This is a genomic window from Candidatus Merdisoma sp. JLR.KK006 (genome assembly GCF_036941035.1).
Lineage (GTDB): Bacteria > Bacillota > Clostridia > Lachnospirales > Lachnospiraceae > Laedolimicola.
In genome coordinates this window covers 15,048-40,865 of record NZ_JAYMNS010000001.1, presented here as the reverse complement: position 1 = coordinate 40,865, position 25,818 = coordinate 15,048, and the positions used below count along the sequence as shown (strand labels likewise).

Here is a 25,818-nt window from a genome sequence, read left to right as displayed (position 1 = left end):
GTCTGGTAAGCAAATGATATTTGGGGCTTATGGAAAATATGGGGCGGGAAATATGGAGAAAGTAAGCGTAATAAATGCAAACAACGGTACAGCGGCGGGTGCAGGAAGTAATGTTCTTCCTATGCCCACAGGGGCGGAGGGACGTGCCGCCAGGAAGATGATGGAGTTGGAGGCCGGCCGTGTTCTGGTGGCTCAGGCGGCAAAGCAGGCGGAAGAGGCCAGGGAAAAGCTGGAAGAGGAACGTCAGGAAACCAAAGAGAAAGAGACGGAGAGAGAGTCTCGTGATACACCGGAGCTTTCCCCTCAGAGCAAATGGTTTGGCCTGGAGGGGAAGCTTCTTCAGGAGGCAAATCTTAAGTGGATTCTTGAAATGGAGCAGGAGCTTTGGGAGGAGCTCTTGAACTGGTATCCGAAACCCTCGGGAAATCTCTCAAAAGAGTTGGAAGAATTGTCAAAGCTGTACCTTGCCTTGCTGGAAGCAATCCTGACCCATACTACAGGTCAGGATCAGATAGTCCAGAGAGAGCGGCTGGATGCAGTGCTTTCTGAGAAGCTGAATCTTGTTTTGGAGGTCAGGCTTAAGAATCTGATTGCACTTTTAGAACGAGTGGGATCAAGAGAAACCATAGGACAGATTCGCTATAGCCTGTATAAACGGGTTACAGGAGAAAATATTTCCCCAAAGGCGGCAGAACGATTTTTTTTGGCAGGGCAGTCCGGAGCGAAAGCCGGAATCTCGACGGCCGCCGGATCTGCTTTCGGTGCAGTTGGAAGGACCTTTGCAGAAGAGGGAAGTGTGTATCAGTCCTGCGGGGGAAAGAGTGTCCGAATCAGCCAGGAGTTTGCAGCCCAGAAAAAGTCAGGAGAGTTGGAGATAAGCCGGCGGAGTCAGGCTTTAAGTGAGGATAAGAGCAGAAGCGGAGCAGTCAGAATCTTCAGCGGCGGGGATCTTGTGCGGGCGGACGCCTTTGCCAGACACTTGAATGAGAGTATCCGCCTTTTGGACGGCATGGGGAGTGTAAGAGGGAATCAGGAGGCGGCCGGATATCTGGCGGCCCTTACAGCCATAAAAGGAGAAGTATACCTCTCGGATACAGGCCGCTCAGGGACAATGGATGTGCCTATGAAAAGCCTGATCAATCAGATGGTAGACTATTACCTGAATCAAAGGGGCGCTTATGAGGCTTACTACTATACCACCGGTATCTATGAAAAGACAAAGGATCCGCAGAAAGCGGCGGAGGAAGGGCTGGCCTATGCTTACCGTCTCTTTTTAGAGAAGAGAGGAAACGCCGCATACAGGGAGCAGCCTGCTTATTCGGATAATGCCGGCTTTTTTCAGATGCTGTCCGGCCGGACATTGGAAGAAGACTTTCGAAAGGGCGCACGGCTTCTGGAGGAAAATTGGAGGGACTTTCTGTCTGCTCTGGACCGGGAGGGAAGGAGCATTACCCTGCGAGTGCAGCGCTACAGTCCATGGGGAGCTATGATGGAGGCCGAGGAACGCCGAAAGGCACGGGACCAGAAAGCGGAACAGTTACTTTTGAAACAGGCTCTTGTTGTGGCGGCGGTTTTGATTCTTTACTTTATAGGAAGGCGCTTTTTTTAATGGAGATGTTCATCCAGGAGTTTCCGAAAATTTTTTGGAAAAAATTCTTAAGATAGGCGCAGATTTTGGAAGAAGCCTTAATTTTTCCATATTTGCGTCGATATATTTAACATAGAAGATCGTGAGAGATTTTTCTAATTACAAAAAGAAAGGGGGAAAGAGATTTGAGAATTGATGATAATTACTATCAGAGCGTCCAGACAAATTCCAGTTATGCAACTGTAAATGTAAATAATGCTGTGAAAGCAGCGGAGGTTGCCCAGAAGCAGGATAACGCAGTGGATGCTGCAAAGGCTACAACTGCTAAGACCAATACAGACAGGGCAGAGTTCAGCAAGGATTCTCAGGTTACAAAGAAGATGAGTGATTCTGAGCGTGCATCACTGGTGCAGAGCCTGAAAGCAGATTTGGAGAATCAGACTACACGTTTCACCAACATGATGATGCAGGTGTTCAACAAGCAGGGAATCACAGGTCTGCAGGCGGGCAGTGATGACTTCTGGAGGACAATTGCAAGCGGCAATTTTACTGTAGATGCTCAGACAAAGGCAGAGGCACAGCAGGCGATTTCAGAGGATGGATACTGGGGTGTAAAGCAGACCTCCCAGAGACTCTTTGACTTTGCACAGGCTTTGGCAGGAGACAATCCGGAGCAGATGAAGAAGATGCAGGATGCCATTGAGAAAGGCTTTAAGCAAGCTGAGGATGCATGGGGCGGTTCCTTGCCGTCTATCTCCGGCGAGACTTATAAGGCAGTGAACGATCTGTTCAGTGAGTATTATGAGAAGAGCGGGAAGTAAGAACATGCAGTAAAACAATAATTTAATGATTTTGGCCGGGAAGCCGGCAGTTTTAAGAGAGAGGAAACTGTGACACAAGTCATAGCTTTCTCTCTTTTTTACAGAAATCAAAAGAGCTGTCACAAGGGGACAGCCTTTTTGATATCATGTATGTTTAGTGAAAATTAAAATGATACTGGCTCTGACAGCTCAATCTGCTCAGCACTGACAGCAGCAGCGCCCCCTTCAAATGAGGTTCCCAGAGCTTCAGCGCCGGCTTGGGAAGGCAAGGTCTGCTGGGCGTTGGAAGCCTGTGCAAGATAGGTTTTGAGCCTGCGGATTTCCCGATCTGCGGCCTCTCCTTCTTCGACGATTTTCTTATCCAGGCGCACTCTCTTTGCCAGTTTTTTCTTCAGCTCATTTTGAATCTCCCGTACCTTTGCTTCCTCCTGACGCTTGATAGCCCGCTGCCGTTTCAGCTTCAGAAGTGTTTCCTGATCCAGCTGGCGGAGCTTCTGCCGGCTTCGCAGAGACAACTTTTGGAGGGAGCGGATGGCCTTCTGTGCCTTTGCCCGCTCCTTGTCATCCCCCATACAGGCCACCAGACGAAGGGATGCCATATGCCGGTAGGTTTCGCTCATAACGGACTGTACCAGAGCTTTGTCGCCGGCCCGGGCAAGCTTTCGGTGGAGCTCCCCTGTAGCATAGGAGACATCGGAGGAAACCTTGAACTTCTGAGAGCTGTTGGCCTTGGCGGCCTTTAAGCTCTCCAGCATCTTAGCCAATGTTTCCTTCTCTGTATTCGGAAGAACTTCCTTGTCCCTGATATTCCAGGAAACAGATTGCTTTTCCCCTAAGAATACACCGGCTGCATGATTTTCAGACAGCAGGAGGACAGAAGATAGGAGCATGGTCTTGCAGGTCTCAAATTCCTTGTGGCTGCTACCCATGCGCGTCAGAAAGGATTCAGAAATGAGAAGATGCTTCCCCTGGCCTAAAGATGCTGCTTTTTCCTTCAGATTTGAGAATTCATTGTCCGGAACCACTTCAAAGTGAATGCCCGGGAAATTCTTGGCCAGCTGATCGAGAAGCTTCTGGGTTCGTGCATCCGGACTGACGGACGGCGGATCTGCAAGATCAGCCTGATCCTTTAGGGCAGTCGTTTGTTTGGTGCCGCTTTTGGAGACCGGATCTGACAGGGAACGCAGTGTGGTGCGGTTTTGCTGCCAGAGTCTGGAATCCTGGTAGTGGTTGGTAACAGGCTTCATAGAAATCCCCCCTTTTTTGTTCTACTTGCCTGATTAACAGTTCTTATTATTCTTTCGGCAATTTGGAATGAGAACATAAGGCGGGGCGTGATAATTAAATTTCTTTACTCTTTTTTCGTCTTGAAAATATATGGAAAATGTGTATACTAGTAATTGTTGCTCAATTAGAAATAAATCATAAATCAGGGCTGGCAAGAAAAAGCAGGATATGGGCAGTTCTGAGGATAAGAGATAAGGAATGAAATAAAATGGCTGACTATGTAAAAGAGATTGCGAGAAGAAGAACCTTTGCCATCATCTCCCACCCGGATGCAGGTAAGACGACGCTGACGGAGAAGTTTCTTCTGTACGGGGGAGCAATCAATCTGGCCGGATCTGTAAAGGGAAAGGCTACGGCCCGTCATGCAGTGTCGGACTGGATGGAGATTGAGAAGGAGAGAGGTATTTCCGTAACCTCATCTGTTCTTCAGTTTGAGTATGATAATTACTGTATTAATATTCTGGATACGCCGGGACACCAGGACTTTTCCGAGGATACTTACCGGACGCTGATGGCAGCGGATTCTGCGGTGATGGTGATCGACGGGTCCAAGGGTGTGGAGGCTCAGACCAGAAAGCTTTTTAAGGTATGTGCCATGCGGCATATTCCTATTTTTACCTTTATTAATAAGATGGACCGGGATGCTATGGATATCTTTGAGCTCCTGGATGACATTGAAAATGAGCTGGGTATTGCCACCTGTCCGGTGAACTGGCCTATTGGTTCCGGTAAAGCTTTTAAGGGGGTATATGATCGGAATACGGAAAAGGTTCTGCTGTTTTCGGATACGGAAAAGGGAACAAAGGAAGGGCAGGAGCTGGAACTTGCCATGGGAGATCCGGAGCTGGAAAATATTCTGGACCCGGGGCAGAAGGAAAAGCTTCTGGAGGATATTGAGCTTCTGGACGGGGCAAGCGCAGAGTTTGATCAGGAGCAGGTAAGCCATGGGGAGCTGTCTCCGGTATTTTTTGGATCGGCTTTGACCAATTTTGGCGTTGAGACGTTTTTGAAGCATTTTCTTCAGATGACGACTTCCCCTCTGCCCCGCAGAACAGATACAGGGATTGTGGATCCCATGAAGGAGGAATTTTCTGCCTTTGTGTTTAAGATCCAGGCCAATATGAACAAGGCTCACCGGGATCGGATTGCATTTATGCGTATCTGTTCCGGTAAGTTTACGGCAGGCATGGAGGTAAACCATGTCCAGGGTGGAAAGAAGCTTCGCCTGTCACAGCCCCAGCAGATCATGGCCCAGGACCGGAAGATTGTGGAGGAAGCCTATGCCGGGGATATTATCGGTGTGTTTGATCCGGGGATCTTTTCCATTGGGGATACCATCTGTATGCCGGGAAAAAAGATTCGGTATGAGGGGATACCCACCTTTGCGCCGGAGCATTTTGCCAGGGTGCGGCAGATGGATACCATGAAGCGGAAGCAGTTTGTGAAGGGAATTGAGCAGATTGCCCAGGAGGGAGCGATCCAGATTTTTCAGGAGTACAATACAGGTATGGAGGAGATTATCGTGGGCGTGGTAGGCGTCCTCCAGTTTGATGTGCTCAAGTACCGCCTGGAAAATGAATACAATGTGGAGATTAAGCTGGAGCCCCTGCCCTATGAGCATATCCGGTGGATTGAGAATGAGGAGATTGATATGAGCAGGCTGGTAGGGACCTCGGATATGAAGAAGATCAAGGACATGAAGGGCCGTCCGTTGCTTATCTGGGCCAATGCCTGGAGTGTGGGCATGACTCTGGACCGGAATCCTGGGCTGGTGCTCTCGGAGTTTGGCAGATCTTCCGTACCTGGTGAACCGGTATAAATACGGAATGTGTGAAGCGTCTGCTTATGCTGCCAGGAATGGAAGAGGATAGCTTGTGGAGTGCTCAAAGGAAGAAAAACTTATCAGAAAACTGACAGAATTTCATTTCGTGCCGGGCACTCTCTCTTAGAAGAATGTGAAGCGCTGGAGAAGCTGGGGATTGAGAGGGTGGATGGTAATGCAAAGGCTCTTTTTTCATTTTATAATGCCGGTGCACAGCCTATAGATGCTGGATGATTGCAGAAGATAAGGACAGTGTTCCTGACTGGAGGATGAAAACAGACCGGGAAGAGGCAAGAAGGCTTTGGACCGGAAAGAGAAAGGATGCCGGGGATATCTATGGAGATTGGTGGCTGTGCGGCTCCGTCAGACAGGTAAACCGGCAGAAAACACTTGCCGAGGATCTCAGGACAGAGTATGTAGATGCTTTTGGAGGTATCAATCTTTCCAGAGTAAATGAAAAGAAGGGAGTGCGCCCTGCTGTCTGGCTGCAGCTGAAAGCGGATGAGATATAAGAGAGTAAAGTATTCTAAATTTGCACTTGACACGTTTGTTGTTTTTTGATATTCTTGACTACAATGATATAGAGAAATGCAAGGATGAGGAGTAGTACAGTCCCCTCGGCGTTCAGAGAGCTGCTGGCTGGTGTGAAGCAGTGGAAGAGGGCATTGGAACTGACCTCTGAGCGGCTGCCCCAAATCTCCGTTTTGGGAGAGAGTAGATGCAGACGGAGCCCGACCGTTACAACGGGGAGGATATAAGGTTCAGGGAGATTCCCATAAAACCCGTATCTGATGAGCGTGTGAGCATTCACAAATCGGAGTGGTACCGCGTAAGGCAGAACTGACCGCCTTTCGTCTCTGAATACAGCATAAAAGCTGTGGAAGAGACGGAAGGCTTTTTTGTTACATGAAAAAGCGTTTTATGTGACAAAGGCTTCTGCAGCCCGGAAAAATTTTTTTATATCAAATAGCCATGCCCGCAGGGTATCAGGAAAAAGGAGAGAGAAAAAGATGATGAATCACAACAAGTATCAAAGACAGTATTTCTTACCCCCTTACAAATGCATGAAATGGGCAGAAAAGGATTATGTAGACAAAGCCCCCATATGGTGCAGCGTGGACTTAAGAGACGGCAACCAGGCTTTGGTGGTGCCAATGACACTGGAACAGAAGGTCGGTTTCTTTAAGCTTCTGTGCAAGGTTGGCTTTAAGGAGATTGAGGTTGGCTTTCCGGCGGCTTCTGAGACAGAATATACCTTCCTGCGGACACTGATTGAGCAGGATTTGATTCCCGATGATGTGACGATTCAGGTTCTGACCCAGGCCAGGGAACATATTATCCGCAAGACCTTTGAAGCGCTTGAGGGAGCAAAGAAGGCTGTGGTTCATGTATACAATTCTACCTCTGTAGCACAGCGGGAGCAGGTGTTCCACAAGTCCAAGGAGGAGATTCTTAAGATTGCCGTGGAAGGAGCAGAGCTTCTTAAAAAGCTGACGGATGAGACGGGAGGCAATTATCTTTTTGAGTACAGTCCCGAGAGCTTCACGGGAACGGAGCCGGAGTACGCACTGGAGGTCTGCAATGCAGTTCTGGATGTGTGGAAGCCCACGCCGGATAAGAAGGCGATTATTAATCTTCCGGTTACGGTGCAGCATTCCATGCCCCACGTATATGCAAGCCAGATTGAATATATGAGCGAAAATATGAAATACCGGGACAGCGTAGTTCTTTCCCTTCATCCCCACAATGACCGAGGCTGCGGCGTGGCGGATACGGAGATGGGACTTTTGGCGGGAGCCGACCGTGTGGAGGGCACTCTTTTTGGAAACGGAGAGCGCACAGGCAATGTGGATATTGTAACTCTGGCTATGAATATGTATTCCCAGGGTGTGGATCCGGAGCTTGATTTCGGTAATATGCCAGAGGTCTGCGAGGCTTATGAGAAGTTTACGGGGATGAAGATCAATGAGAGGAGCCCCTACTCCGGAGCACTGGTATTTGCGGCATTTTCCGGGTCGCATCAGGATGCCATTGCCAAGGGCATGCATTACCGGGAGGACAACAATTGTGAGCAGTGGACGGTGCCTTATCTGCCGATTGATCCCAGAGATATTACACGGAATTACGATGCGGATGTGATACGTATTAACAGTCAGTCCGGCAAGGGCGGCGTAGGATATATTCTGGAGCAGAATTTCGGACTTAATCTGCCGCCGAAGATGCGTGAAGCTATGGGCTATGCGGCTAAGGAGGAATCGGATCACAAGAATAAGGAGCTGCTGCCAGAGGAGATCTTCGAACTGTTCAAGAGGAAGTTCGAGAGCCTTACCCATCCTTACAATATTACAGAGGTGCATTTTAAGCAGATAAATGGAATTACGGCTGAGGTGCATACAGAGTATGAGGGGAAGCAGGAAGTGACCTATGCAGAGGGAAACGGGCGTCTTAATGCAGTCAGCAATGCACTTAAGAAGTGCTTTGGCTTAGAGTACAATCTGGTAACTTATCAGGAGCATGCTTTGGAGCAGAGTTCCAGCTCCCGGGCTATTGCCTATGTGGGGATTCAAAAGCCTGACGGAAAGCTTTACTGGGGAGCGGCAGTAGACCCCGACATTATCCGGGCATCCATTGATGCACTGCTGACAGCGATTAATAACTCGGCGTTATAAGAGGAAGGAGAGCCAGGGCCTGGCATAAGCGGGGCATCTGGTTCTTTCTCTATTATAGAAGCATAGTGATTGTGAGAATACAAAAGAAATGATAGACGGAAGAAGTTCTTTATGTTACACTACAGGATAGATAAAAGAGCTCCCCATACTTTCCTATGACTGCTTAGACTTACAGTCTGCCAGGGATTAAGCAGGTTGTAAGTTAAAAAAGATTTTGGGGAGCAAATGAGGAAAGAGGAAAGAAATATGGATTTGTTCTATAATAGTACAAGAGATTCCAAGGTGCGTGTGACGGCTTCCCAGGCGATTCTTCAGGGCCTTTCAGAGGATGGAGGATTATTTGTGCCGGAGGCAGTTCCTTCTTTGGATGTAAGCCTTAAGGAGCTGGCAGGAATGACCTACCAGGAGACGGCTTACGCAGTGATGCGTCGTTTTTTAACGGATTTTACGGATGAGGAATTGAAGGATTGCATTGCAAAGGCTTATGACAGTAAGTTTGATCTGCCTCAGATTGCGCCTTTGGTGAAGGCGGAGGGAGCTTATTATCTGGAGCTGTTTCATGGGGCAACCATTGCCTTTAAGGATATGGCACTTTCTATTCTGCCTCATTTGATGACGGTTTCCGCCAGGAAGAATCAGGTGAAGCAGGAGATTGTGATTCTCACGGCTACTTCCGGCGATACAGGAAAAGCAGCTCTGGCAGGCTTTGCAGATGTGCCGGGAACACGGATCATCGTATTTTACCCCAAGGACGGTGTCAGCCCCATTCAGGAAAAGCAGATGGTGACCCAGAAGGGGGACAATACCTTTGTAGTGGGAATCCGGGGTAATTTTGATGATGCCCAGAGCGGCGTGAAGGCTATTTTCGGCGATATGTCCCTGAAGGAAGAACTGGCGGCAGCGGGATTTCAGTTTTCTTCAGCTAATTCCATCAATATCGGAAGGCTGGTTCCGCAGATTGTGTATTATGTGTATGCTTATGCAAGGCTCTTTGCAGACGGGGAGATTTCGGAGAATGAGCCCGTCAATGTTGTAGTGCCCACAGGCAATTTTGGAAATATTTTAGCGGCTTATTATGCAAAGCAGATGGGGCTTCCTATTAAAAAGCTAATCTGTGCATCCAACGACAATAAAGTGCTGTATGATTTCTTTCAGACAGGCTGTTATGATAAGAACAGGGAATTTATGCTGACCAGCTCTCCCTCCATGGATATTTTGATTTCCAGCAATCTGGAGCGGCTGATTTATCAGATTGCCGATCAGGATGATGAGACGAACCGCAGTCTTATGAGGGCGCTTACAGAGCAGGGGCGTTATGAGATTACGCCTGCTATGGAAGAGAAGCTTAGTGATTTCTATGGAGGTTATGGAGATGAGAAGGAGACAGCGGCCGCTATCCGCAGCCTTTATGAGTCCGTAGGCTATGTGATTGATACTCATACGGCAGTGGCTTCCTGCGTCTATGGAAAGTATCAGAAAGCCACAGGGGATGAAACAAAGACTGTGATTGCTTCTACAGCCAGCCCCTTTAAGTTTACCAGAAGCGTGATGGAGGCAATCGGGGAACCGGTGGATGGAACAGATGATTTTGAATTGGCAGATCGTCTGTCCAAGTTGTCCGGCGTGCAGGTCCCGAAGGCTGTGGAAGAGATCCGCACAGCAGAGGTTCTTCACAATACAGTTGTAAATGTAGATGAAATGAAGCAGGCAGTAAAAGGATTTCTTGTAAAATAGCAATTTATGGGATGATACAGAGCTTAAAACAGCAGCATTCGGACGGTAAAGTCGCAAAGGCACACGAGAGGAACTTTCATGAGTGCCCTTTCGAATGAAAGTTTCTCTCATTACAGGTGTGCCGAAGTGACTTTACCCTTTCGTACCGTTGCGTAGCAACTTAAGGAGGAAGCTATGGATAGTATTTGGAGTATTATGGATCTTTTGTTTGCAGGAGCAGGTCTCTATGCCATTTATGCATTTGTTTTGCTTAAAACCAAGGGAGAGTTTACAACTTCGATTCTCATGAACAAGGAAGTGGATATCCGCAAGTGTAAGGATATTGAGGGATATAAGCGCTTTGTACTGCCTAAAATTCTGATTTTTGGAATCTCTGCTTTGATTTATGGCTGTATAGGGCTGATCAACACTTACGTAATGGCCTTGCCGCAGACTTTTTATCTGATCTGCATGGGCGTATTTTTTGTAATCCTTATCTGGTATGCCTTTCAGACAAGAAAGGGTGTACAGCTTTTCTGGTAATTTTGTCATAAGATAAAAAGCACGGGCTCTTAGAGAGAGCAGCCGTGCTTTTTATATCTGTAAGACATTACCTCCATTCAGGTATTCGAACTATCGATTATCCAGCTTTACATATTTCTTCTTCTTTGCCACACTCTTATAAGCCGGACGGATAATCTTTCCGTTATTGGCCAGCTCCTCGATCCGGTGGGCGCTCCAGCCCACAATACGGGCCATGGCAAACAGCGGTGTATAAAGCTCTAAGGGCAGATCCAGCATACTGTACACAAAGCCGCTGTAGAAGTCCACGTTGGCGCTTACACCCTTATAGATCTGGCGTTCTTCGGCAATGACCTGGGGAGCCAGACGCTCTACCATGGAGTAGAGATGAAACTCATCCATCCGTCCTTTTTCTCTTGACAGGCTTTCCACAAAGGATTTAAAAATATTGGCACGAGGGTCGGAGAGGGAATATACCGCATGTCCCATACCATAGATAAGGCCTGCATGGTCAAAAGCATCCCGGCTTAAGAGAGCCTTTAAGTAAGTACGCACCTCTTCCTCGCTGCTCCAGTCCTTAATCACCTGTTTCATATCCTCAAACATGCGAACTACCTTAATGTTAGCGCCGCCATGCTTGGGTCCCTTTAAGGAGCCTAAGGAGGCTGCTACAGAAGAATACGTATCTGTGCCTGAGGAGGAAACCACATGAGTAGTAAAGGTAGAGTTGTTGCCGCCGCCATGCTCCATGTGAAGCACCAGAGCAATATCCAGAATGGTCGCTTCAAGCTCCGAATAAGAGCTGTCCGGCCGGAGAATATGGAGAATATTTTCCGCCGTGGAAAGCTCCGGCTGCGGGGAATGAATAAAAAGACTCTTTCCGTCATGATAGTGGCTGTAGGCCTGGTAAGCATAGACAGCCATGATGGGCATCAATGCAATAAGCTGCAGGGACTGACGCAGCACATTTGGGATGGAGGTGTCGTCGGCCCGGTCATCGTAGGAGTAGAGAGTCAGAACGCTTCGGGCAAGGGTATTCATCATATCCTTACTGGGAGCTTTCATTATGATATCTCTTACAAAGTGGGTCGGCAGGGAGCGGTAGGAGCTTAAAAGCTCGGAGAAAGAAGAAAGGTCTTTCCGGCCTGGCAGTTCGCCAAAGAGCAGAAGATAAGAAATTTCCTCAAAACCAAAACGCTTTTCTGACACAAAACCGTGAACCAGGTCTTCAATGTCCACTCCCCGGTAGAAAAGCTTTCCCTCACAGGGGACCATCTCGTCGTCCACAATGGTATAGGAACGAATCTCGCCAATCTCGGTTAGTCCGGCCAGAACGCCCTTGCCGCTGATATCACGAAGTCCGCGTTTTACCTCGTATTTCTTATATAGTTCAGTGCTGATCTGACTGATTTCCTCACTCATTTTTGCAAGGCTTAGAATTTCGGGAGTAATTTCCGAATATGTGTTATTTTGCATAAGCATGGTCTCCTTTCCTAAATTCGTACATGTTTTTTGTATTATAGAGGTATACCTGAAAGGTGTCTCCTTGATTTGTACATGTTTTTTGTACATAGAGGTATGATTTTCCCCGATAAAAAATGAAATTTGAACTAGCATAACATAAAATTACAGGAAAAGGGAAGAAAAAATGAAAAATTCATAGTTATTTAATATTTTTTTAAATCAATCCCATCCGTTCCAGGGTACAGGCAATGCCGTCCTCCTGACAGCTTTCGCAAACTTGATCCGCCAGCTCCTTTACCCGTTCCTCTGCGTCTCCCATAGCCACACCGATTCCGGCAGCCAGAAGCATCTCTGCATCATTCATGCTGTCCCCAAAGGCTATACTCTGTGCAGGAGACTTTCCATAGTAAGCACAAAGCTCCTTAAGAGCCAGCCCTTTATGTACCAGCCTGTCGGACACCTCCCCGGCGATCCAGGCAGAGCTTTGCATGAGATTGCTGAAGTGGACTACCTTGAAACGCTCATCCAGACTGTTGGCGAGCGTTTCAATCTGCTCTATGGACCGGGCAAGGAAAGTAACCTTGTAGACCGGCTCCCCCTGGTAATCTTTCAGTGTGTTTCGATCCATAGATGCCAGGATACGCTGAAGCTCCGTACTGCCTCCGGACATATCCGAAAGAGCAGCGGCGGACAGTTCAGGGCTTCGCCTGTAATTTTTAGAAGCGCATTCCAGTGAGAATTCCATATTCACTGTCTCCATTGCTGTACATATGGTCCGAACCATTTCCGCTGTCATGGATCGGTCAGAAAGAACAGAGCTTCCGGCCTCCACATGCCCGCCGGCACTGTAGATGCCTCCGTCAAAACCGATCTCCCAGACGGCTTCCGGGACGGATGCTTTTGACCGTCCGGTGCCGAGAAATACCTTGTGCCCCTTGGCACGGGCTCTGCGGATGGCGCTTACGGTTCTTTCACTGGGGTTTTGCCCGGGGCAGGCAAGGGTTCCGTCAATATCAAAAAAGAGAAGATTTTTTTCCATAGTTTTCCTTTCGCTGCATAATTATAAAGCTTGTCTGCGGCATCTGCCGGCAAGCATGCAGAAATAATTAGTTTTTAATAGCATATTTTTAAGTATATCAGAAGCGGCGAAAAGAAGCAACCTGGCAGAACCGGTTACGATTGATACTTAGAATAACGGCAAATCATAGTTTCACTATGAATCAAAAATATTTTTGATAAAATTTGTGAAGAATTTTTATTGATTTTATTATTTTATTATGTATAATATGATAGTAAACGTAACAATGCCTTTTTACAGGAAAGGTTTGTGAGGTTTTTGCATACACAGGTAAATATTGAAGAAGAGAGGTAAAGTAAGATGGCAGAAATCAATTTGAGCAAGTACGGTATCAGCGGAACAACAGAGATTGTTTACAATCCTTCTTATGAATTGTTATTTGAAGAAGAGACAAAGCCGGAGCTGGAGGGCTTTGAAAAGGGACAGGTTAGTGAGCTGGGCGCAGTGAATGTTATGACAGGTATCTATACGGGCCGTTCACCTAAAGATAAGTTCATTGTAATGGATGAGAATTCCAAGGATACCGTATGGTGGACCTCTGAGGAGTATAAGAATGACAACCATCCGGCTTCTGAGGAAGCATGGGCTGAGGTAAAGAAGATTGCATTAGAGGAGCTTTCTAACAAGAGACTCTTCGTAGTAGACGCATTCTGCGGTACCAACAAGGATACCCGTATGGCAATTCGTTTTATCGTAGAGGTTGCTTGGCAGGCTCATTTCGTAAAGAATATGTTTATCGCACCTACGGAAGAAGAGTTGGCTAACTTTGAGCCGGATTTCGTTGTTTACAACGCTTCCAAGGCAAAGGCTGAGAATTATAAGGAGCTGGGTCTGAATTCCGAGACCGTTGCTATGTTCAATATTACAAGCCGTGAGCAGGTTATTCTGAACACATGGTACGGCGGAGAGATGAAGAAAGGTATGTTCTCCATGATGAACTACTATCTGCCGCTTAAGGGCATCGCTTCCATGCACTGCTCCGCAAATACAGATATGAACGGCGAGAATACCGCTATCTTCTTCGGACTTTCCGGAACAGGAAAGACCACTCTTTCCACAGACCCGAAGCGTCTTCTGATTGGTGATGACGAGCATGGCTGGGATGACAACGGCGTATTCAACTTCGAAGGCGGCTGCTATGCAAAGGTTATCAATCTGGACAAAGAGTCTGAGCCGGATATCTACAATGCAATCAAGCGCAACGCTCTTCTTGAGAACGTAACTCTGGATGCGGAAGGCAAGATTGATTTCAATGATAAGAGCGTAACTGAGAATACACGTGTATCTTATCCGATTGATCACATTAAGAATATTGTACGTCCCGTATCCGCAGCTCCGGCAGCTAAGGAAGTAATCTTCCTGTCCGCAGATGCATTCGGTGTACTTCCTCCGGTATCCATTCTGACTCCGGAGCAGACACAGTACTACTTCCTTTCCGGCTTTACTGCAAAGCTTGCCGGAACAGAGCGCGGCATCACAGAGCCTACACCGACCTTCTCCGCATGCTTTGGCCAGGCATTCCTGGAGCTGCATCCCACCAAGTACGGCGAGGAGCTGGTTAAGAGAATGGAAGCAAACGGCGCTAAGGCATATCTGGTAAATACCGGATGGAACGGAACAGGCAAGCGTATCACCATCAAGGATACCCGCGGAATTATTGATGCAATCCTGAATGGCGACATTCGGAAAGCTCCTACAAAGAAGATTCCGTACTTTAACCTTGAGGTTCCCACAGAGCTTCCCGGTGTAGACACCAACATTCTGGATCCTCGGGACACTTATGCAGATGCATCTGAGTGGGAGACCAAGGCAAAGGATCTGGCAGGCAGATTCATCAAGAACTTTGCTAAATACGAGGGTAACGAAGTAGGTAAGGCTTTAGTTTCCGCTGGTCCTCAGTTATAAATCTTAAATACAAATACAGGCTTCAATGGGGCTGTCGGAGGATTTTCCGGCAGCCCTTGCTTGTGTGTGAAGAATTAAAAGGAAATTTGTGTGTATATAATTTATTTGAAGAAACAGATAATAACCTTGTTATGATTTGCCGGAAAGAATTGCAGTAAAAAACAGTTTCCATTTTTCCTAAAGTATGCTAGAATCAAAAGAAGCAGAAACTACAGAGCAGTTAGTAGTGACAGAGATTATGATGGAGGTTGCAGCTATGGCAAGAGAAGATAATAGAAGTGTTCATATGATACATGCAGATGGAAAGCTTGGGGAGGTGCAGATTGCGGATGAGGTAGTGGCCATTATCGCAGGTCTGGCTGCCACAGAGGTCGAAGGCGTTGCATCTATGGCGGGCAACATTACCAACGAGCTTATCAGCAGGCTTGGCATGAAGAATCTGTCCAAGGGTGTAAAGGTTCTGGTGACAGACCGGAACGTAGATGTTGATCTGGCTCTGAATATTGAGTATGGCTACAGCATTATGAAGGTGTCGGAGAAGGTGCAGGATAAGGTAAAGGCTGCCATTGAGAACATGACTGGTCTTGAGGTATCCATGGTCAATATCCGCATTGCAAGCGTGAACATGGAGAAGGTAAGATAATAGGTTCAGCCGCATCAGGGCGGATGCAGGCAGTATAATTGAAATGCTGCAATACAGGAGATAAAGCAAGAGGGAATAAGGGGATGTTTATGACATCCCCTTCCTTTTAAAGTACCATAATATTGAAAGCCCTTTCATCGGAGCAGGAGGAAAGAACAGGATTATGAAACGGAGAGAATTGAGAGAACACATTTTTGAACTGCTGTTCCGGATTGAATTTAACAGTCCGGAGGAGATGCCGGAGCAGATCCGGTTGTTTTTTGCGGATATGGAAGAATTGGGAGAGGAAGATCAGGCTTATATAGAAAAAAAATATCTCTGCATTGTGCAAAAGCTTCCCAAGCTTGATGAGCAGATTGAAGAGACGGCTAAGGGCTGGAAGATCTCACGCATGGGCAAGGTGGATCTGACTATTCTGCGCCTGGCGGTCTATGAGGTGGAATTTGACAAGGATGTCCCAGTAGGCGTGGCCATCAATGAGGCGGTGGAACTGGCCAAAAAGTTCGGGGGAGATGATTCACCTGCTTTTATCAATGGGATTCTTGGGAAAATAGGGAAAAAGGAATGAAGCATGCCTACACCGTTGCCCAGGTAAACAGTTATATTAAAAATATGTTTTCTCAGGATTTTCTGCTCAGCCGCATTTATGTTAAGGGCGAGGTATCCAACTGCAAATATCATACCTCCGGTCATATTTATTTTTCTCTGAAGGATGAAAGCGGCACTCTGTCCTGTGTGATGTTTGCAGGGCAGCGCAAGGGGCTGGCCTTTTCCATGAAAGAAGGGCAGCATGTGACTGTCTTAGGCAGCATCAATGTGTATGAGCGGACAGGAAGCTACCAGCTTTACGCAAAGGAGATTCTTCTGGAGGGGACTGGACGTCTCTACGAGGAGTTTGAAAAGCTGAAGCGGGAGCTTGAAGAGATGGGGATGTTTGCAAAGGAGTATAAGCAGCCGATTCCTGCTTATGTCCGCCGCCTTGGAATTGTGACTGCTCCTACGGGGGCGGCCGTTCAGGATATCCGCAACATTGCATCCCGGAGGAATCCCTATGTGCAGTTGATTCTTTATCCTTCCCTGGTACAGGGGGAGGGTGCGGCGGACAGCATTGTCAGGGGAATCGAGGCGCTGGATCGTCTGGGCGTGGATGTAATGATTGTAGGCCGGGGCGGAGGTTCTATAGAGGATCTCTGGGCCTTTAATGAGGAAAAAGTGGCCAGGGCTATTTTTGAATGCCAGACCCCGGTAATCTCTGCAGTGGGTCATGAGACGGATACAACCATTGCGGATTTTGTGGCAGATTTGCGGGCTCCTACTCCTTCTGCGGCGGCAGAGCTGGCGGTAGCGGATGTAAGGGAACTGATGGAACGGATGAAGGCGTATCGTCAGCGCTTTGCTCAGACATTGAATTATCGCCTGGAGCAGTATCGGGGCCGTCTTATAGAATTGCGGAGCCGATTGCTGCAGGCAGGTCCAAGACAGCAGCTTTACGAAAAGCGAATGCAGGCATTGGAGCTGCAGAATCAGTTGGACCAGGCCATGGGGGAGAAGCTGAATGAGCGGAAGAATCAGCTTGCCCTGTATATTGAACGGTTTCATGGACTTTCCCCGCTGTTAAAGCTTCAGCAGGGGTATTCCTATACAGAAGGCCCAGATGGACGGGCAGTTACCAGTATCCGGCAGGCCGGACCAGGTGATATGCTGCGGATCCATGTAACGGACGGTATTTACACTGCCAGGGTGAAGGAGTGCCGGAGGGTGCAGAGGCAGGGATTACCCTGCAAGGAGAAGCCTGTTCAGCCTGAAGGCGAATGAATCAGGGAAAGCTATAAGTATAAGCAAGTGATAAAGGTGCACCTGCGGACGAAGAAATGCTGCAGAGCAGAGACGAGAGGTTTATGGATATGGATCAGATGGAAAATCAGGAAAAGACATTGGAGGAAGCATTTGCGGAGCTGGATCAGATGCTGGAGAAGCTTTCGGATCGGGACACAGCTTTGGAGGAATCCTTTCAGGTATATGCAGAAGGAGCAAAGCTTTTGAAATACTGCAACGAAAAGCTGGACAAGGTAGAAAAAAAGATGCTGGTGCTGAGCGAGGAGGGAACGCTGGATGAGTTTTAAAGAGGAATTGGGGAAGAAAGCCGCCGAGATTGATGAGCTTTTAAAAACATATCTTCCGGAAGAAACTGGCTTTCAGAAAACCGTTCTGGAAGCTATGAATTACAGTGTGACGGCGGGGGGCAAGCGCCTGCGCCCCATGCTGATGCTGGAGACCTACCGGATGTTCGGAGGGGAGGGAAAGGTGATATTCCCCTTTATGGCAGCTATTGAGATGATTCATACCTATTCTCTTGTTCATGATGATCTGCCGGCTATGGACAACGACGAATACCGCAGGGGCCAGAAGACGACCCATGCTGTTTACGGAGAGGCTATGGGGATTCTGGCAGGAGATGCCCTTTTGAATTATGCATTTGAGACGGCGGCAGGGGCTCTTTCTCTGGAATTGAGTGAGAGAACGGCAAAGGCTATACAGATTTTGGGGGCAAAGGCAGGCATCTATGGCATGATTGGCGGCCAGGTGGTGGATGTGGAGTCTGAGGGACAGGATATTTCCAGGGACAAGCTTGATTTTATCTACCGCCTGAAAACAAGTGCGCTTATTGAATGCTCCATGATGATAGGGGCAGTTCTGGCAGGAGCTTCAAAGGAAGAGACAGAGAAGATTCAGAAGACAGCAGAGGATGTGGGACTGGCCTTTCAGATACAGGATGACATTCTGGATGTGACCAGCACCCTGGAGATGTTGGGAAAGCCCATCCACAGCGATGAGAAGAATCAAAAGACCACTTATGTAACACTGGAAGGCCTGGATAAGGCAAAGCGGGATGTAGAGGCGATCTCTCAGCGTGCCCTTGCCACACTGCGTTCGCTGGAACATAAGAATCCATTTTTGGAAGAGCTCATAACCATGCTGATTACCAGGGAAAAATAAAAACACAAATAATTTAGATAAGAAGAAAGATTATGGCACTGGAGAAGATTAATCAGGTAAATGATATCAAAAAGCTGGAAAAGTACGAATGGAATCTTCTGGCGGAGGAGATTCGGGAATTTCTGATTGAGAAAATCAGCGTAAGCGGCGGTCATCTGGCCTCCAATCTGGGGGTGGTTGAGCTGACCATAGCCATGCATCTGGCTTTTGATTTTCCAAAAGATAAGGTGGTGTGGGATGTAGGTCATCAGGCTTACACACACAAGCTGCTCACCGGGCGGAAGGCCGGCTTTGACGAGTTGCGCAAATACGGCGGCATGAGCGGTTTTCCTAAGCGGAAGGAGAGCGAATGTGACTGTTTTGATACTGGACACAGCTCTACTTCCATCTCGGCAGGAATTGGTCTGGTAAAGGCCAGGGACCTGCAGGGGGGCGTAGAGTCGGTGCTCTCTGTCATTGGGGACGGAGCCCTCACAGGAGGAATGGCCTATGAAGCCCTTAACAATGCCTCCCAGTTAAAAAGTAATTTTATTATTGTATTGAATGATAATCAGATGTCCATTGCAGAGAATGTGGGGGGTATGTCCCAATATCTCAATGGGCTGCGTACAGCGGAGGCGTACACCGGATTTAAGGAAGGGCTGCAGAATAGGCTGGAACGAATTCCCGTTTACGGAGAAAGTCTGGTCCGGCAGCTGAAGAAGACGAAGAATGGTTTAAAGCAGCTGGTGATTCCGGGCATGCTCTTTGAAAATATGGGAATCACTTACTTAGGCCCGGTGGACGGTCATAACATCGAGCAGATAATCCGCACCTTCAATGATGCCAGACGAATGCGCCATGCGGTGCTGATTCATGTGAAGACCCAGAAGGGCAGGGGCTATGCTCCGGCAGAGCGCCATCCTGCCCGGTTCCACGGAGCGGAGCCCTTTGAGATTGCCACAGGGCTTCCAAGCCATAAGCGCACAAAGGCAAACTATACGGATATCTTTTCTACGGTTATGCGGAAAATGGGAGATCGGGATGAGAAGGTGGTGGCAATCACGGCAGCCATGCCTGACGGAACGGGACTTAAGCGGTTTAAAAATATGTTTCCGGATCGCTTCTTTGACGTGGGAATTGCGGAGCAGCATGCAGTGACCTTTGCGGCCGGACTGGCAGCAGGAGGCTTGAAGCCTATTGTGGCAGTGTATTCCTCCTTCTTGCAGAGAGCCTATGATCAGATTCTCCATGATGTATGTATTCAGAATCTTCATGTGGTATTTGCCGTTGATCGGGCAGGGCTGGTAGGCAGCGACGGAGAGACCCACCAGGGAATCTTCGATCTGTCCTATCTTTCCAGTATTCCCAATATGACAATTATGGCTCCAAAGAATAAATGGGAGCTTTCCGATATGCTGAAATATGCCGTCAATTTTGAGGGCCCCATAGCTCTGCGCTATCCCAGAGGGGAGGCTTATGACGGACTTAAGGATTTCCGTCCGCCTGTGGTCTTTGGGAAAAGTGAGGTCCTCTATGAGGAGGCAGATATTGCTCTTCTGGCTGTTGGCAGCATGGTAAAGGCGGCAGAGCAGGTAAGGGGAATTCTAAAGGATGCAGGCTATAACTGTACGTTGGTGAATGGCCGTTTTGTAAAGCCTATTGATACAGAATGCCTGTGCATGCTGGCAAAAACACACAGCCTGTTTGTGACCATGGAAGAGAATGTAAGAAGCGGCGGTTACGGGGAAAAGGTGCTGGACTATGTAACAGACAGGGGCTTTTCGGTTCATGTATTGAATATATCCATTCCCGATGAATATGTGGAGCATGGAAATGTATCTTTGCTTTATAAAGAAGTGGGGCTGGATACTGAAACCATTGCAAAGCAGGTGATTACTGCCTATGTGGGACAGATGTAAGGAGAGGCTATGAAAACGAGACTAGATGTACTGCTTGTTTCCCAGGGCCTGTCGGAATCCAGGGAGAAGGCAAAGGCAGTGATTATGGCAGGAAATGTCTTTGTGAATGGGCAGAGAGAGGATAAAGCCGGCTCCATGTTTGATGAGAAGGCCAAGATCGAGGTTCGGGGCCAGAAGCTGCCTTATGTGAGCAGGGGCGGCTTAAAGCTTGAAAAGGCCATGAAAATCTTTGAACTGTCTTTGGAGGGGAAGATCTGCATGGATGTGGGGTCTTCCACAGGCGGTTTTACAGACTGCATGCTGCAAAATGGAGCGGCGAAGGTTTATGCTGTAGATGTGGGAACGAATCAGCTTGCCTGGAAGCTGCGGACGGATGAGCGTGTAGTTTGCATGGAAAAAACCAATATCCGCTATCTGCTGCCGGAGCATATGGGGGAGCCGCCGGCCTTTGCGTCCATTGATGTGGCCTTTATTTCTCTTACCAAGGTATTGCTGCCAGTCAGGGAGCTTCTTACAGAGGAGGGACAGGTGGCGGCTCTTATTAAGCCTCAGTTTGAGGCTGGCAGAGAAAAGGTAGGGAAAAAGGGTGTTGTCAGGGAGAAGGAGACACACCTGGAGGTCATCGAGCATGTGATTTCCTATGCCTGCTCCATTGGCTATGAAGTGTTGAATCTGGATTTTTCTCCGGTTCGGGGGCCGGAAGGAAATATTGAATATCTGCTCCATTTGAAAAAGACAGGGAGAGAGGAGAACCCTTGGGGCTGTCCGGAGCATATCCGGCCGGAGGATGTGGTCAATGGGGCGCATATGGCCCTCACATAGATATAACTTCTCGGTTTGACGGGCTTTAAAGGATAAGACTTATGAATCAATTTTATATTATTACCAATAGTGAAAAAGACAGAAATCTTGAGACAACCAAGAGAATATATGACTATTTGACTGCCCATGGGCGGCTTTGTACAGTTCGGGAATATCAGAAGCAGGATAAGTCCGGTTTGCCGAAAGGGGATACGGATTGCAGTGTGCTTCCGGGGTATACGGATGCAGATTGGATTCCGGAGGGGACGGAGTGCATTCTGGTTCTTGGCGGAGACGGAACTCTTATTCGGGCAGCTAGGGATACTGTAAAGAGGAATATTCCCCTTCTCGGCATCAATCTGGGGAATCTGGGCTATCTGGCAGAAATTGAGAAGTCCGGAGTGGTAGATGCTATGGACAGCCTTATGGCAGACATTTACACAGTGGAGCCCCGGATGATGCTGGAGGGTACTGTTTTCCGAAAAAAGGAAGAGACGACCCATAATCTGGCATTGAATGATATTGTGGTAAACAGGGCCGGAGCCCTTCGAGTAATTGATTACGAGATTTATGTAAATGGGGAATTTTTGAACCGGTACTCTGCGGACGGTATAATAGTGTCAACGCCTACAGGCTCCACAGGCTACAGTCTATCGGCAGGCGGCCCCATTGTATCTCCCATGGCCTCCATGATTGTGGTGACACCCGTCTGTCCCCACACGCTGACGGCAAGGAGTATTGTACTGTCCGGAGAGGATCGTGTGACCATCCGTCTGGGATCCGGGCGGAGGGCAGAACGGGAAGAAGCCTTTGTCACCTTTGACGGGGAAGTGCTGGTGCCTGTAGCTACAGGAGACTATGTGGAAATTCAGAAGTCAGAAAAGACAGCAGACATATTAAAAATCAGCAAAATCAGTTTTTTAGAGGTTCTGCGCAACAAAATGCGTGGGAATTAGAAGAACGATTTACGGGCGCAGTTTTTTGCGGCAGGGAATTGTTCTGTATAGATGGTGCTGGAAGGGTATTGCGGAACTAAAATAGGAGAGATTATTATGAAACGGGAACGGCATGCAAAAATTATTGAACTGATTGGCCAGTATGCCATAGAGACCCAGGAGGATCTGGCAGAAAAATTAAACGAGGCCGGATTTCAGGTAACTCAGGCTACTGTATCCAGAGACATCCGGGAGCTGAAGCTTACAAAAATGACACTGAGCGGCCGGCAGCGCTATGTGGTGGTACAGGAGCACAGTCAGCAGATGGGAGAAAAATACATAGGAATACTGCGGGAGGGCTTTATATCTGCGGATATGGCTCAGAATATTTTAGTTATCAAGACGGTGGCCGGAATGGCTATGGCTGTAGGCGCCGCACTGGATGCGCTGCACTGGCCGGAGATAGTCGGATGCATTGCCGGAGATGACACTGTATTCTGTGCAGTCCGTACGGTGGAGGATACAGTACTTCTGATGGACAAGCTGCGGAAAATGGCACGGGAGCCGTAGAGATATTGGGGAATTGGAATAGGAGAATTTATGTTAACGCATTTACATGTAAAGAATCTGGCTCTTATTGATGAGGCGGAGATTGATTTTTCGGAGGGACTGAACATCCTCACCGGAGAGACAGGAGCAGGAAAGTCTATTGTCATAGGTTCTGTGGGGCTGGCCTTGGGCGATAAGGTATCCCGGGAGCTGTTGCGCGAGGGGGCTGACTATGGATTGGTGGAGCTGGTTTTTCAAGTGTCTCGGGACAGTCAGCAAAAGCGTCTTCTGGAGCTTGGTGTTGTTCCGGAAGATGATCAGGTAATTATTTCCAGAAAAATTTTGGATAAACGGAGCATGAATAAGATAAACGGAGAAACTGTTCCTTTGAGCCAGTTAAAGGAAACAGCATCTGTTCTAATTGATATTCATGGTCAGCATGAGCACCAGTCTTTGCTCCGGAAAAAGAAGCATCTGGAAATTCTGGATGAGTTTGCCAAGGATAAATTGGGAAACAAGAAGGAAGAACTGGCTGCACTGTATGGGCATTGGCGAGAACTGACAGAAAAGCAGAAGGAGGCGAAGCTTGACGAAGAAAGCCGCCTTCGTGAGATTTCCCTTCTGGAATTTCAGTTGGATGAGATTGAAAAGGCAGGAATTGTTCTCGGTGAGGATGAGGAGCTTGAGCAGCAGTACAGACGTATGACCCATGGAAGGAAGATTATGGAAGCGGTCGGGGCGGCCTACGGCATTACCGGCTATGAGGATCCGCAGGCAGCAGGAAGTGCCATTGGCCGAGCTTTAAGAGAGCTGCAAAGTGTTGCTTCCTATGATGAAGATATGGCACCCCTTTTGGAGCAGTTATCGGATATTGACGGACTTTTAAATGACTTTAACCGAGATATGGCCGAGTACCTGACCTCTCTGGAATTTTCTGAGGAAACCTTTTACGAGACAGAGGAGAGGCTGAACCTTCTGAATCAGCTAAAAGCAAAATATGGGAAAACTTTGGAGCAGGTGCTTGCATGGCAGAAGGATGCCCAAGAGCAGTTAGAGAAGCTGTTGGATTATGATGCTTATCTTCTGAAGCTTGAGCAGGAAATAGAAGATACACAAGAGCATTTGTCGGCACTTTGCAGGCAGGTGTCAAAAATCCGTAAATCTTGTGCAGAAAGGCTCTGTCAGGAGATTCGAGAGCATCTGGTGGATCTGAATTTTCTGGATGTGCGTTTTGAGATGCAGTTTGAAATTTTGCCGGGCTACACGGCCCTTGGAACAGATGATGCGGAGTTTCTGATCTCGGTGAATCCCGGAGAACCTTTACGTCCTCTGATGAAGATAGCTTCCGGAGGTGAACTGTCCCGGATAATGCTGGCCATTAAGACTGTGCTGGCGGACAAAGATGATATTGACGCAGTGATTTTTGATGAGATTGACGTGGGAATCAGCGGCAGGACCGCCCAGAAGGTTTCGGAAAAAATGATGCTGATAGGGAAGACAAGACAGGTCATCTGCATTACCCATCTGGCCCAGATAGCTGCAATGGCGGACAGCCATTACCGCATTGAAAAAATGGTTGAAAAGGGAGAGACTAAAACCCGGATTCGAAAGCTGGCTGACGCAGAAGCCATTGAAGAGCTGGCACGGATTCTGGGCGGGGCTGAAATTACCGATACAGTAATGAAAAATGCAGAGGAAATGAAAAAATTGGCCAAAGACAAAAAAGAAAAAATAAGATAAATATTTGGAAACATTATACTAGTCTAGCTGAATTCATATTTCACATACTAAAAGAGGATGTACGTGTTACGACAGTAAAACACGGCATCCTTTTTATGAGTTTTGGCAGAGGATGTGGAGCTATGAATTATAAACAGTACCGGCGCTGCCTGATTGGTCTTTTGCTGATCAGTCTGGCAGGTTTAGGAGTTTTAGGATATGAGGAAATTCGGGACAGGATACCGGATTCCTATACACAGACAGAGGGAGAGCCAAGTCCTGTCCATTCCGATTTTTTTATTACAGAGGAAATCATACCAGGACTTACAGAGGCTTCCGTGAATGCATATGCATCAGAAGGCTACACGATTGCGTATAAACTGCTGGGGATTATTCCTTTAAAAGAAGCCAGGGTGGAGGTAATAAAACCTACCTACGTGATTCCCGGCGGCGTTCCCATTGGGATCTATATGGAGACTGAAGGTGTTCTGATCATTGGAACCGGAGAAGTGACAGGGATGGATGGCTTGAATTATGAGCCTGCATATCGGATTGTTCAGAGAGGCGATTATATTCAGGCAGTCAACGGGCAGGCAATATCCGATAAGGAGGAGCTCATAGAGGCAGTCAATGCAGGCGGAAATGAGGACGTGGTTCTGGATCTTGATCGGGGCGGTGAACAAATTCAGGTGAAGGTGGAGGCAGTCCAGACAGCCAGGGAGGAATACAAGCTGGGCATCTGGGTACGTGATAATACGCAGGGAATCGGAACACTTACATTCCTTACCGAGGACGGCAAATTCGGTGCTCTGGGCCATGGTGTCAATGATGTGGATACGGGAACTCTTTTAGAGATTTCTGAAGGCGCCCTCTATGATACGAATATTATTGATATTAAAAAGGGGGAAAAGGGAACACCAGGAGAGCTTTCCGGACTGATTCGCTACCGGCAGGAGCTGATATGCGGGCAGCTTACTGAAAACACGCCCGTTGGAATTTTCGGAACGGGAGAGGGCAGGATCTATGAAAAAGTTGAAGCTCAGCGGCTGCAGGTGGGTTACAAGCAGGAGATTGAGCTGGGAGAAGCATTTGTCCGCAGCGCTGTCAGCGGTGAAGTAAAGGATTATCAGGTAGAAATTCTGGAGGTCCATCGAAAGGATGAGGATATGAATAAGGGCATTATTTTGAAAGTGACAGATCCGGAGCTTCTTAATCTGACGGGAGGGATTGTACAGGGAATGAGCGGAAGTCCGATTATTCAAAACGGAAAGCTGGTAGGAGCTGTAACCCACGTATTTGTACAGGATTCCACAAAAGGTTTTGGAGTTTTTATTGAGAATATGCTGGAACATGTAAGTCTTTAGTGGATTCCGTCGAAAGCTGTTCTGTGATGTCTTAAAATGG

The 25,818-nt window shown here is 47.8% G+C and carries 23 protein-coding genes and 1 other annotated feature; of the genes, 20 read left to right on the top strand and 3 right to left on the bottom strand.

What is annotated here, in order from left to right; genetic code table 11:
* The first annotated feature begins 52 nt into the window (after window positions 1-52).
* Both VSQ61_RS00210 and VSQ61_RS00205 read left to right on the top strand, forming a co-directional pair.
* A complete protein-coding gene (locus VSQ61_RS00210) occupies window positions 53-1,609 on the top strand; it encodes a hypothetical protein (RefSeq protein WP_334342407.1) in 1,557 nt (518 codons plus the stop codon).
* A 164-nt stretch (window positions 1,610-1,773) separates the two neighbouring features.
* Window positions 1,774-2,409: a hypothetical protein gene (locus tag VSQ61_RS00205; RefSeq protein WP_334342406.1), complete on the top strand. Its 636-nt coding sequence runs from the start codon at window positions 1,774-1,776 to the stop codon at window positions 2,407-2,409.
* A gap of 164 nt (window positions 2,410-2,573) precedes the next feature.
* On the opposite strand, the gene VSQ61_RS00200 is transcribed toward VSQ61_RS00205, so the two are convergent.
* The gene (locus VSQ61_RS00200) at window positions 2,574-3,656 is read right to left on the bottom strand and encodes a hypothetical protein (RefSeq protein ID WP_334342405.1); all 1,083 of its coding nucleotides are present in this window, start codon (window positions 3,654-3,656) and stop codon (window positions 2,574-2,576) included.
* 248 nt (window positions 3,657-3,904) lie between these two features.
* Between VSQ61_RS00200 and VSQ61_RS00195 the strand changes: the two genes are divergently transcribed.
* The 6 genes from VSQ61_RS00195 to VSQ61_RS00170 all read left to right on the top strand — a co-directional run bounded on the left by VSQ61_RS00195 (window position 3,905) and on the right by VSQ61_RS00170 (window position 10,443).
* Entirely contained in the window at window positions 3,905-5,515 is a 1,611-nt protein-coding gene (locus VSQ61_RS00195; RefSeq protein WP_334342404.1) for a peptide chain release factor 3, read from the top strand.
* A gap of 60 nt (window positions 5,516-5,575) precedes the next feature.
* Complete coding sequence (locus VSQ61_RS00190) at window positions 5,576-5,752, top strand: hypothetical protein (protein ID WP_334342403.1); 177 nt, start codon at window positions 5,576-5,578, stop codon at window positions 5,750-5,752.
* Window positions 5,749-6,030, top strand: a complete 282-nt coding sequence (locus tag VSQ61_RS00185) for a hypothetical protein (RefSeq protein ID WP_334342402.1) — start codon at window positions 5,749-5,751, stop codon at window positions 6,028-6,030. Before VSQ61_RS00190 ends, VSQ61_RS00185 begins: the two co-directional genes overlap by 4 nt.
* Window positions 6,031-6,102: 72 nt before the next feature.
* Window positions 6,103-6,380 (top strand) — a binding site (T-box leader).
* 148 nt (window positions 6,381-6,528) lie between these two features.
* Window positions 6,529-8,187: a 2-isopropylmalate synthase gene (locus VSQ61_RS00180; protein WP_334342401.1), complete on the top strand. Its 1,659-nt coding sequence runs from the start codon at window positions 6,529-6,531 to the stop codon at window positions 8,185-8,187.
* Between the two features lie 246 nt (window positions 8,188-8,433).
* Entirely contained in the window at window positions 8,434-9,921 is a 1,488-nt protein-coding gene (gene thrC, locus VSQ61_RS00175; protein ID WP_334342400.1) for a threonine synthase, read from the top strand.
* 174 nt (window positions 9,922-10,095) lie between these two features.
* Window positions 10,096-10,443 carry a hypothetical protein gene (locus tag VSQ61_RS00170; RefSeq protein ID WP_334342399.1) on the top strand — a complete coding sequence of 116 codons (348 nt, stop codon included), beginning with the start codon at window positions 10,096-10,098 and terminating at the stop codon, window positions 10,441-10,443.
* A 90-nt stretch (window positions 10,444-10,533) separates the two neighbouring features.
* Here VSQ61_RS00170 and VSQ61_RS00165 read toward each other — a convergent pair whose 3' ends face one another.
* Window positions 10,534-11,898, bottom strand: a complete 1,365-nt coding sequence (locus VSQ61_RS00165; RefSeq protein ID WP_334342398.1) for a citrate/2-methylcitrate synthase — start codon at window positions 11,896-11,898, stop codon at window positions 10,534-10,536.
* 202 nt (window positions 11,899-12,100) lie between these two features.
* Window positions 12,101-12,925 carry an HAD family hydrolase gene (locus tag VSQ61_RS00160; protein ID WP_334342397.1) on the bottom strand — a complete coding sequence of 275 codons (825 nt, stop codon included), beginning with the start codon at window positions 12,923-12,925 and terminating at the stop codon, window positions 12,101-12,103.
* Between the two features lie 339 nt (window positions 12,926-13,264).
* Between VSQ61_RS00160 and pckA the strand changes: the two genes are divergently transcribed.
* The 12 genes from pckA (at window position 13,265) to spoIVB (ending at window position 25,778) form a co-directional block, all read left to right on the top strand.
* Entirely contained in the window at window positions 13,265-14,869 is a 1,605-nt protein-coding gene (gene pckA, locus VSQ61_RS00155) for a phosphoenolpyruvate carboxykinase (ATP) (protein ID WP_334342396.1), read from the top strand.
* 256 nt (window positions 14,870-15,125) lie between these two features.
* Entirely contained in the window at window positions 15,126-15,512 is a 387-nt protein-coding gene (locus VSQ61_RS00150; RefSeq protein WP_334342395.1) for an Asp23/Gls24 family envelope stress response protein, read from the top strand.
* 163 nt (window positions 15,513-15,675) lie between these two features.
* Window positions 15,676-16,080, top strand: coding sequence for a transcription antitermination factor NusB (gene nusB, locus VSQ61_RS00145; RefSeq protein WP_334342394.1), 405 nt, complete (start codon window positions 15,676-15,678; stop codon window positions 16,078-16,080).
* A complete protein-coding gene (gene xseA / locus VSQ61_RS00140) occupies window positions 16,077-17,327 on the top strand; it encodes an exodeoxyribonuclease VII large subunit (RefSeq protein WP_334342393.1) in 1,251 nt (416 codons plus the stop codon). Before nusB ends, xseA begins: the two co-directional genes overlap by 4 nt.
* 56 nt (window positions 17,328-17,383) lie before the next feature.
* On the top strand, window positions 17,384-17,635 hold the full coding sequence (xseB, locus tag VSQ61_RS00135) for an exodeoxyribonuclease VII small subunit (RefSeq protein WP_334342392.1): 252 nt from the start codon (window positions 17,384-17,386) through the stop codon (window positions 17,633-17,635).
* Complete coding sequence (locus tag VSQ61_RS00130; protein ID WP_334342391.1) at window positions 17,625-18,509, top strand: polyprenyl synthetase family protein; 885 nt, start codon at window positions 17,625-17,627, stop codon at window positions 18,507-18,509. Before xseB ends, VSQ61_RS00130 begins: the two co-directional genes overlap by 11 nt.
* Window positions 18,510-18,541: 32 nt before the next feature.
* Complete coding sequence (dxs, locus tag VSQ61_RS00125) at window positions 18,542-20,410, top strand: 1-deoxy-D-xylulose-5-phosphate synthase (RefSeq protein WP_334342390.1); 1,869 nt, start codon at window positions 18,542-18,544, stop codon at window positions 20,408-20,410.
* Window positions 20,411-20,419: 9 nt separating this feature from the next.
* Window positions 20,420-21,232, top strand: coding sequence for a TlyA family RNA methyltransferase (locus tag VSQ61_RS00120; protein WP_334342389.1), 813 nt, complete (start codon window positions 20,420-20,422; stop codon window positions 21,230-21,232).
* A 41-nt stretch (window positions 21,233-21,273) separates the two neighbouring features.
* Window positions 21,274-22,167, top strand: coding sequence for an NAD(+)/NADH kinase (locus tag VSQ61_RS00115; protein WP_334342388.1), 894 nt, complete (start codon window positions 21,274-21,276; stop codon window positions 22,165-22,167).
* A gap of 96 nt (window positions 22,168-22,263) precedes the next feature.
* A complete protein-coding gene (locus tag VSQ61_RS00110; RefSeq protein WP_334342387.1) occupies window positions 22,264-22,716 on the top strand; it encodes an arginine repressor in 453 nt (150 codons plus the stop codon).
* A gap of 30 nt (window positions 22,717-22,746) precedes the next feature.
* Window positions 22,747-24,435 (top strand): DNA repair protein RecN, encoded by a 1,689-nt coding sequence (gene recN / locus VSQ61_RS00105; protein ID WP_334342386.1) that lies wholly within the window; start codon window positions 22,747-22,749, stop codon window positions 24,433-24,435.
* A 122-nt stretch (window positions 24,436-24,557) separates the two neighbouring features.
* Entirely contained in the window at window positions 24,558-25,778 is a 1,221-nt protein-coding gene (gene spoIVB, locus VSQ61_RS00100) for a SpoIVB peptidase (RefSeq protein WP_334342385.1), read from the top strand.
* Window positions 25,779-25,818 lie beyond the last annotated feature (40 nt).

Bases quoted from the DNA above. Each gene is read 5' to 3' on its own strand.
- VSQ61_RS00195 (WP_334342404.1), top strand. From the start codon at position 3,905: ATGGCTGACTATGTAAAAGAGATTGCGAGAAGAAGAACCTTTGCCATC.
- nusB (WP_334342394.1), top strand. From the start codon at position 15,676: ATGAAACGGAGAGAATTGAGAGAACACATTTTTGAACTGCTGTTCCGG.
- dxs (WP_334342390.1), top strand. From the start codon at position 18,542: ATGGCACTGGAGAAGATTAATCAGGTAAATGATATCAAAAAGCTGGAA.
- VSQ61_RS00160 (WP_334342397.1), bottom strand. From the start codon at position 12,925: ATGGAAAAAAATCTTCTCTTTTTTGATATTGACGGAACCCTTGCCTGC.
- xseB (WP_334342392.1), top strand. From the start codon at position 17,384: ATGCTGCAGAGCAGAGACGAGAGGTTTATGGATATGGATCAGATGGAA.
- xseA (WP_334342393.1), top strand. From the start codon at position 16,077: ATGAAGCATGCCTACACCGTTGCCCAGGTAAACAGTTATATTAAAAAT.
- VSQ61_RS00180 (WP_334342401.1), top strand. From the start codon at position 6,529: ATGATGAATCACAACAAGTATCAAAGACAGTATTTCTTACCCCCTTAC.
- VSQ61_RS00150 (WP_334342395.1), top strand. From the start codon at position 15,126: ATGGCAAGAGAAGATAATAGAAGTGTTCATATGATACATGCAGATGGA.
- recN (WP_334342386.1), top strand. From the start codon at position 22,747: ATGTTAACGCATTTACATGTAAAGAATCTGGCTCTTATTGATGAGGCG.
- VSQ61_RS00185 (WP_334342402.1), top strand. From the start codon at position 5,749: ATGATTGCAGAAGATAAGGACAGTGTTCCTGACTGGAGGATGAAAACA.
- VSQ61_RS00210 (WP_334342407.1), top strand. From the start codon at position 53: ATGGAGAAAGTAAGCGTAATAAATGCAAACAACGGTACAGCGGCGGGT.
- VSQ61_RS00170 (WP_334342399.1), top strand. From the start codon at position 10,096: ATGGATAGTATTTGGAGTATTATGGATCTTTTGTTTGCAGGAGCAGGT.
- spoIVB (WP_334342385.1), top strand. From the start codon at position 24,558: ATGAATTATAAACAGTACCGGCGCTGCCTGATTGGTCTTTTGCTGATC.
- VSQ61_RS00120 (WP_334342389.1), top strand. From the start codon at position 20,420: ATGAAAACGAGACTAGATGTACTGCTTGTTTCCCAGGGCCTGTCGGAA.
- pckA (WP_334342396.1), top strand. From the start codon at position 13,265: ATGGCAGAAATCAATTTGAGCAAGTACGGTATCAGCGGAACAACAGAG.
- VSQ61_RS00130 (WP_334342391.1), top strand. From the start codon at position 17,625: ATGAGTTTTAAAGAGGAATTGGGGAAGAAAGCCGCCGAGATTGATGAG.
- thrC (WP_334342400.1), top strand. From the start codon at position 8,434: ATGGATTTGTTCTATAATAGTACAAGAGATTCCAAGGTGCGTGTGACG.
- VSQ61_RS00115 (WP_334342388.1), top strand. From the start codon at position 21,274: ATGAATCAATTTTATATTATTACCAATAGTGAAAAAGACAGAAATCTT.
- VSQ61_RS00165 (WP_334342398.1), bottom strand. From the start codon at position 11,898: ATGCAAAATAACACATATTCGGAAATTACTCCCGAAATTCTAAGCCTT.
- VSQ61_RS00200 (WP_334342405.1), bottom strand. From the start codon at position 3,656: ATGAAGCCTGTTACCAACCACTACCAGGATTCCAGACTCTGGCAGCAA.
- VSQ61_RS00110 (WP_334342387.1), top strand. From the start codon at position 22,264: ATGAAACGGGAACGGCATGCAAAAATTATTGAACTGATTGGCCAGTAT.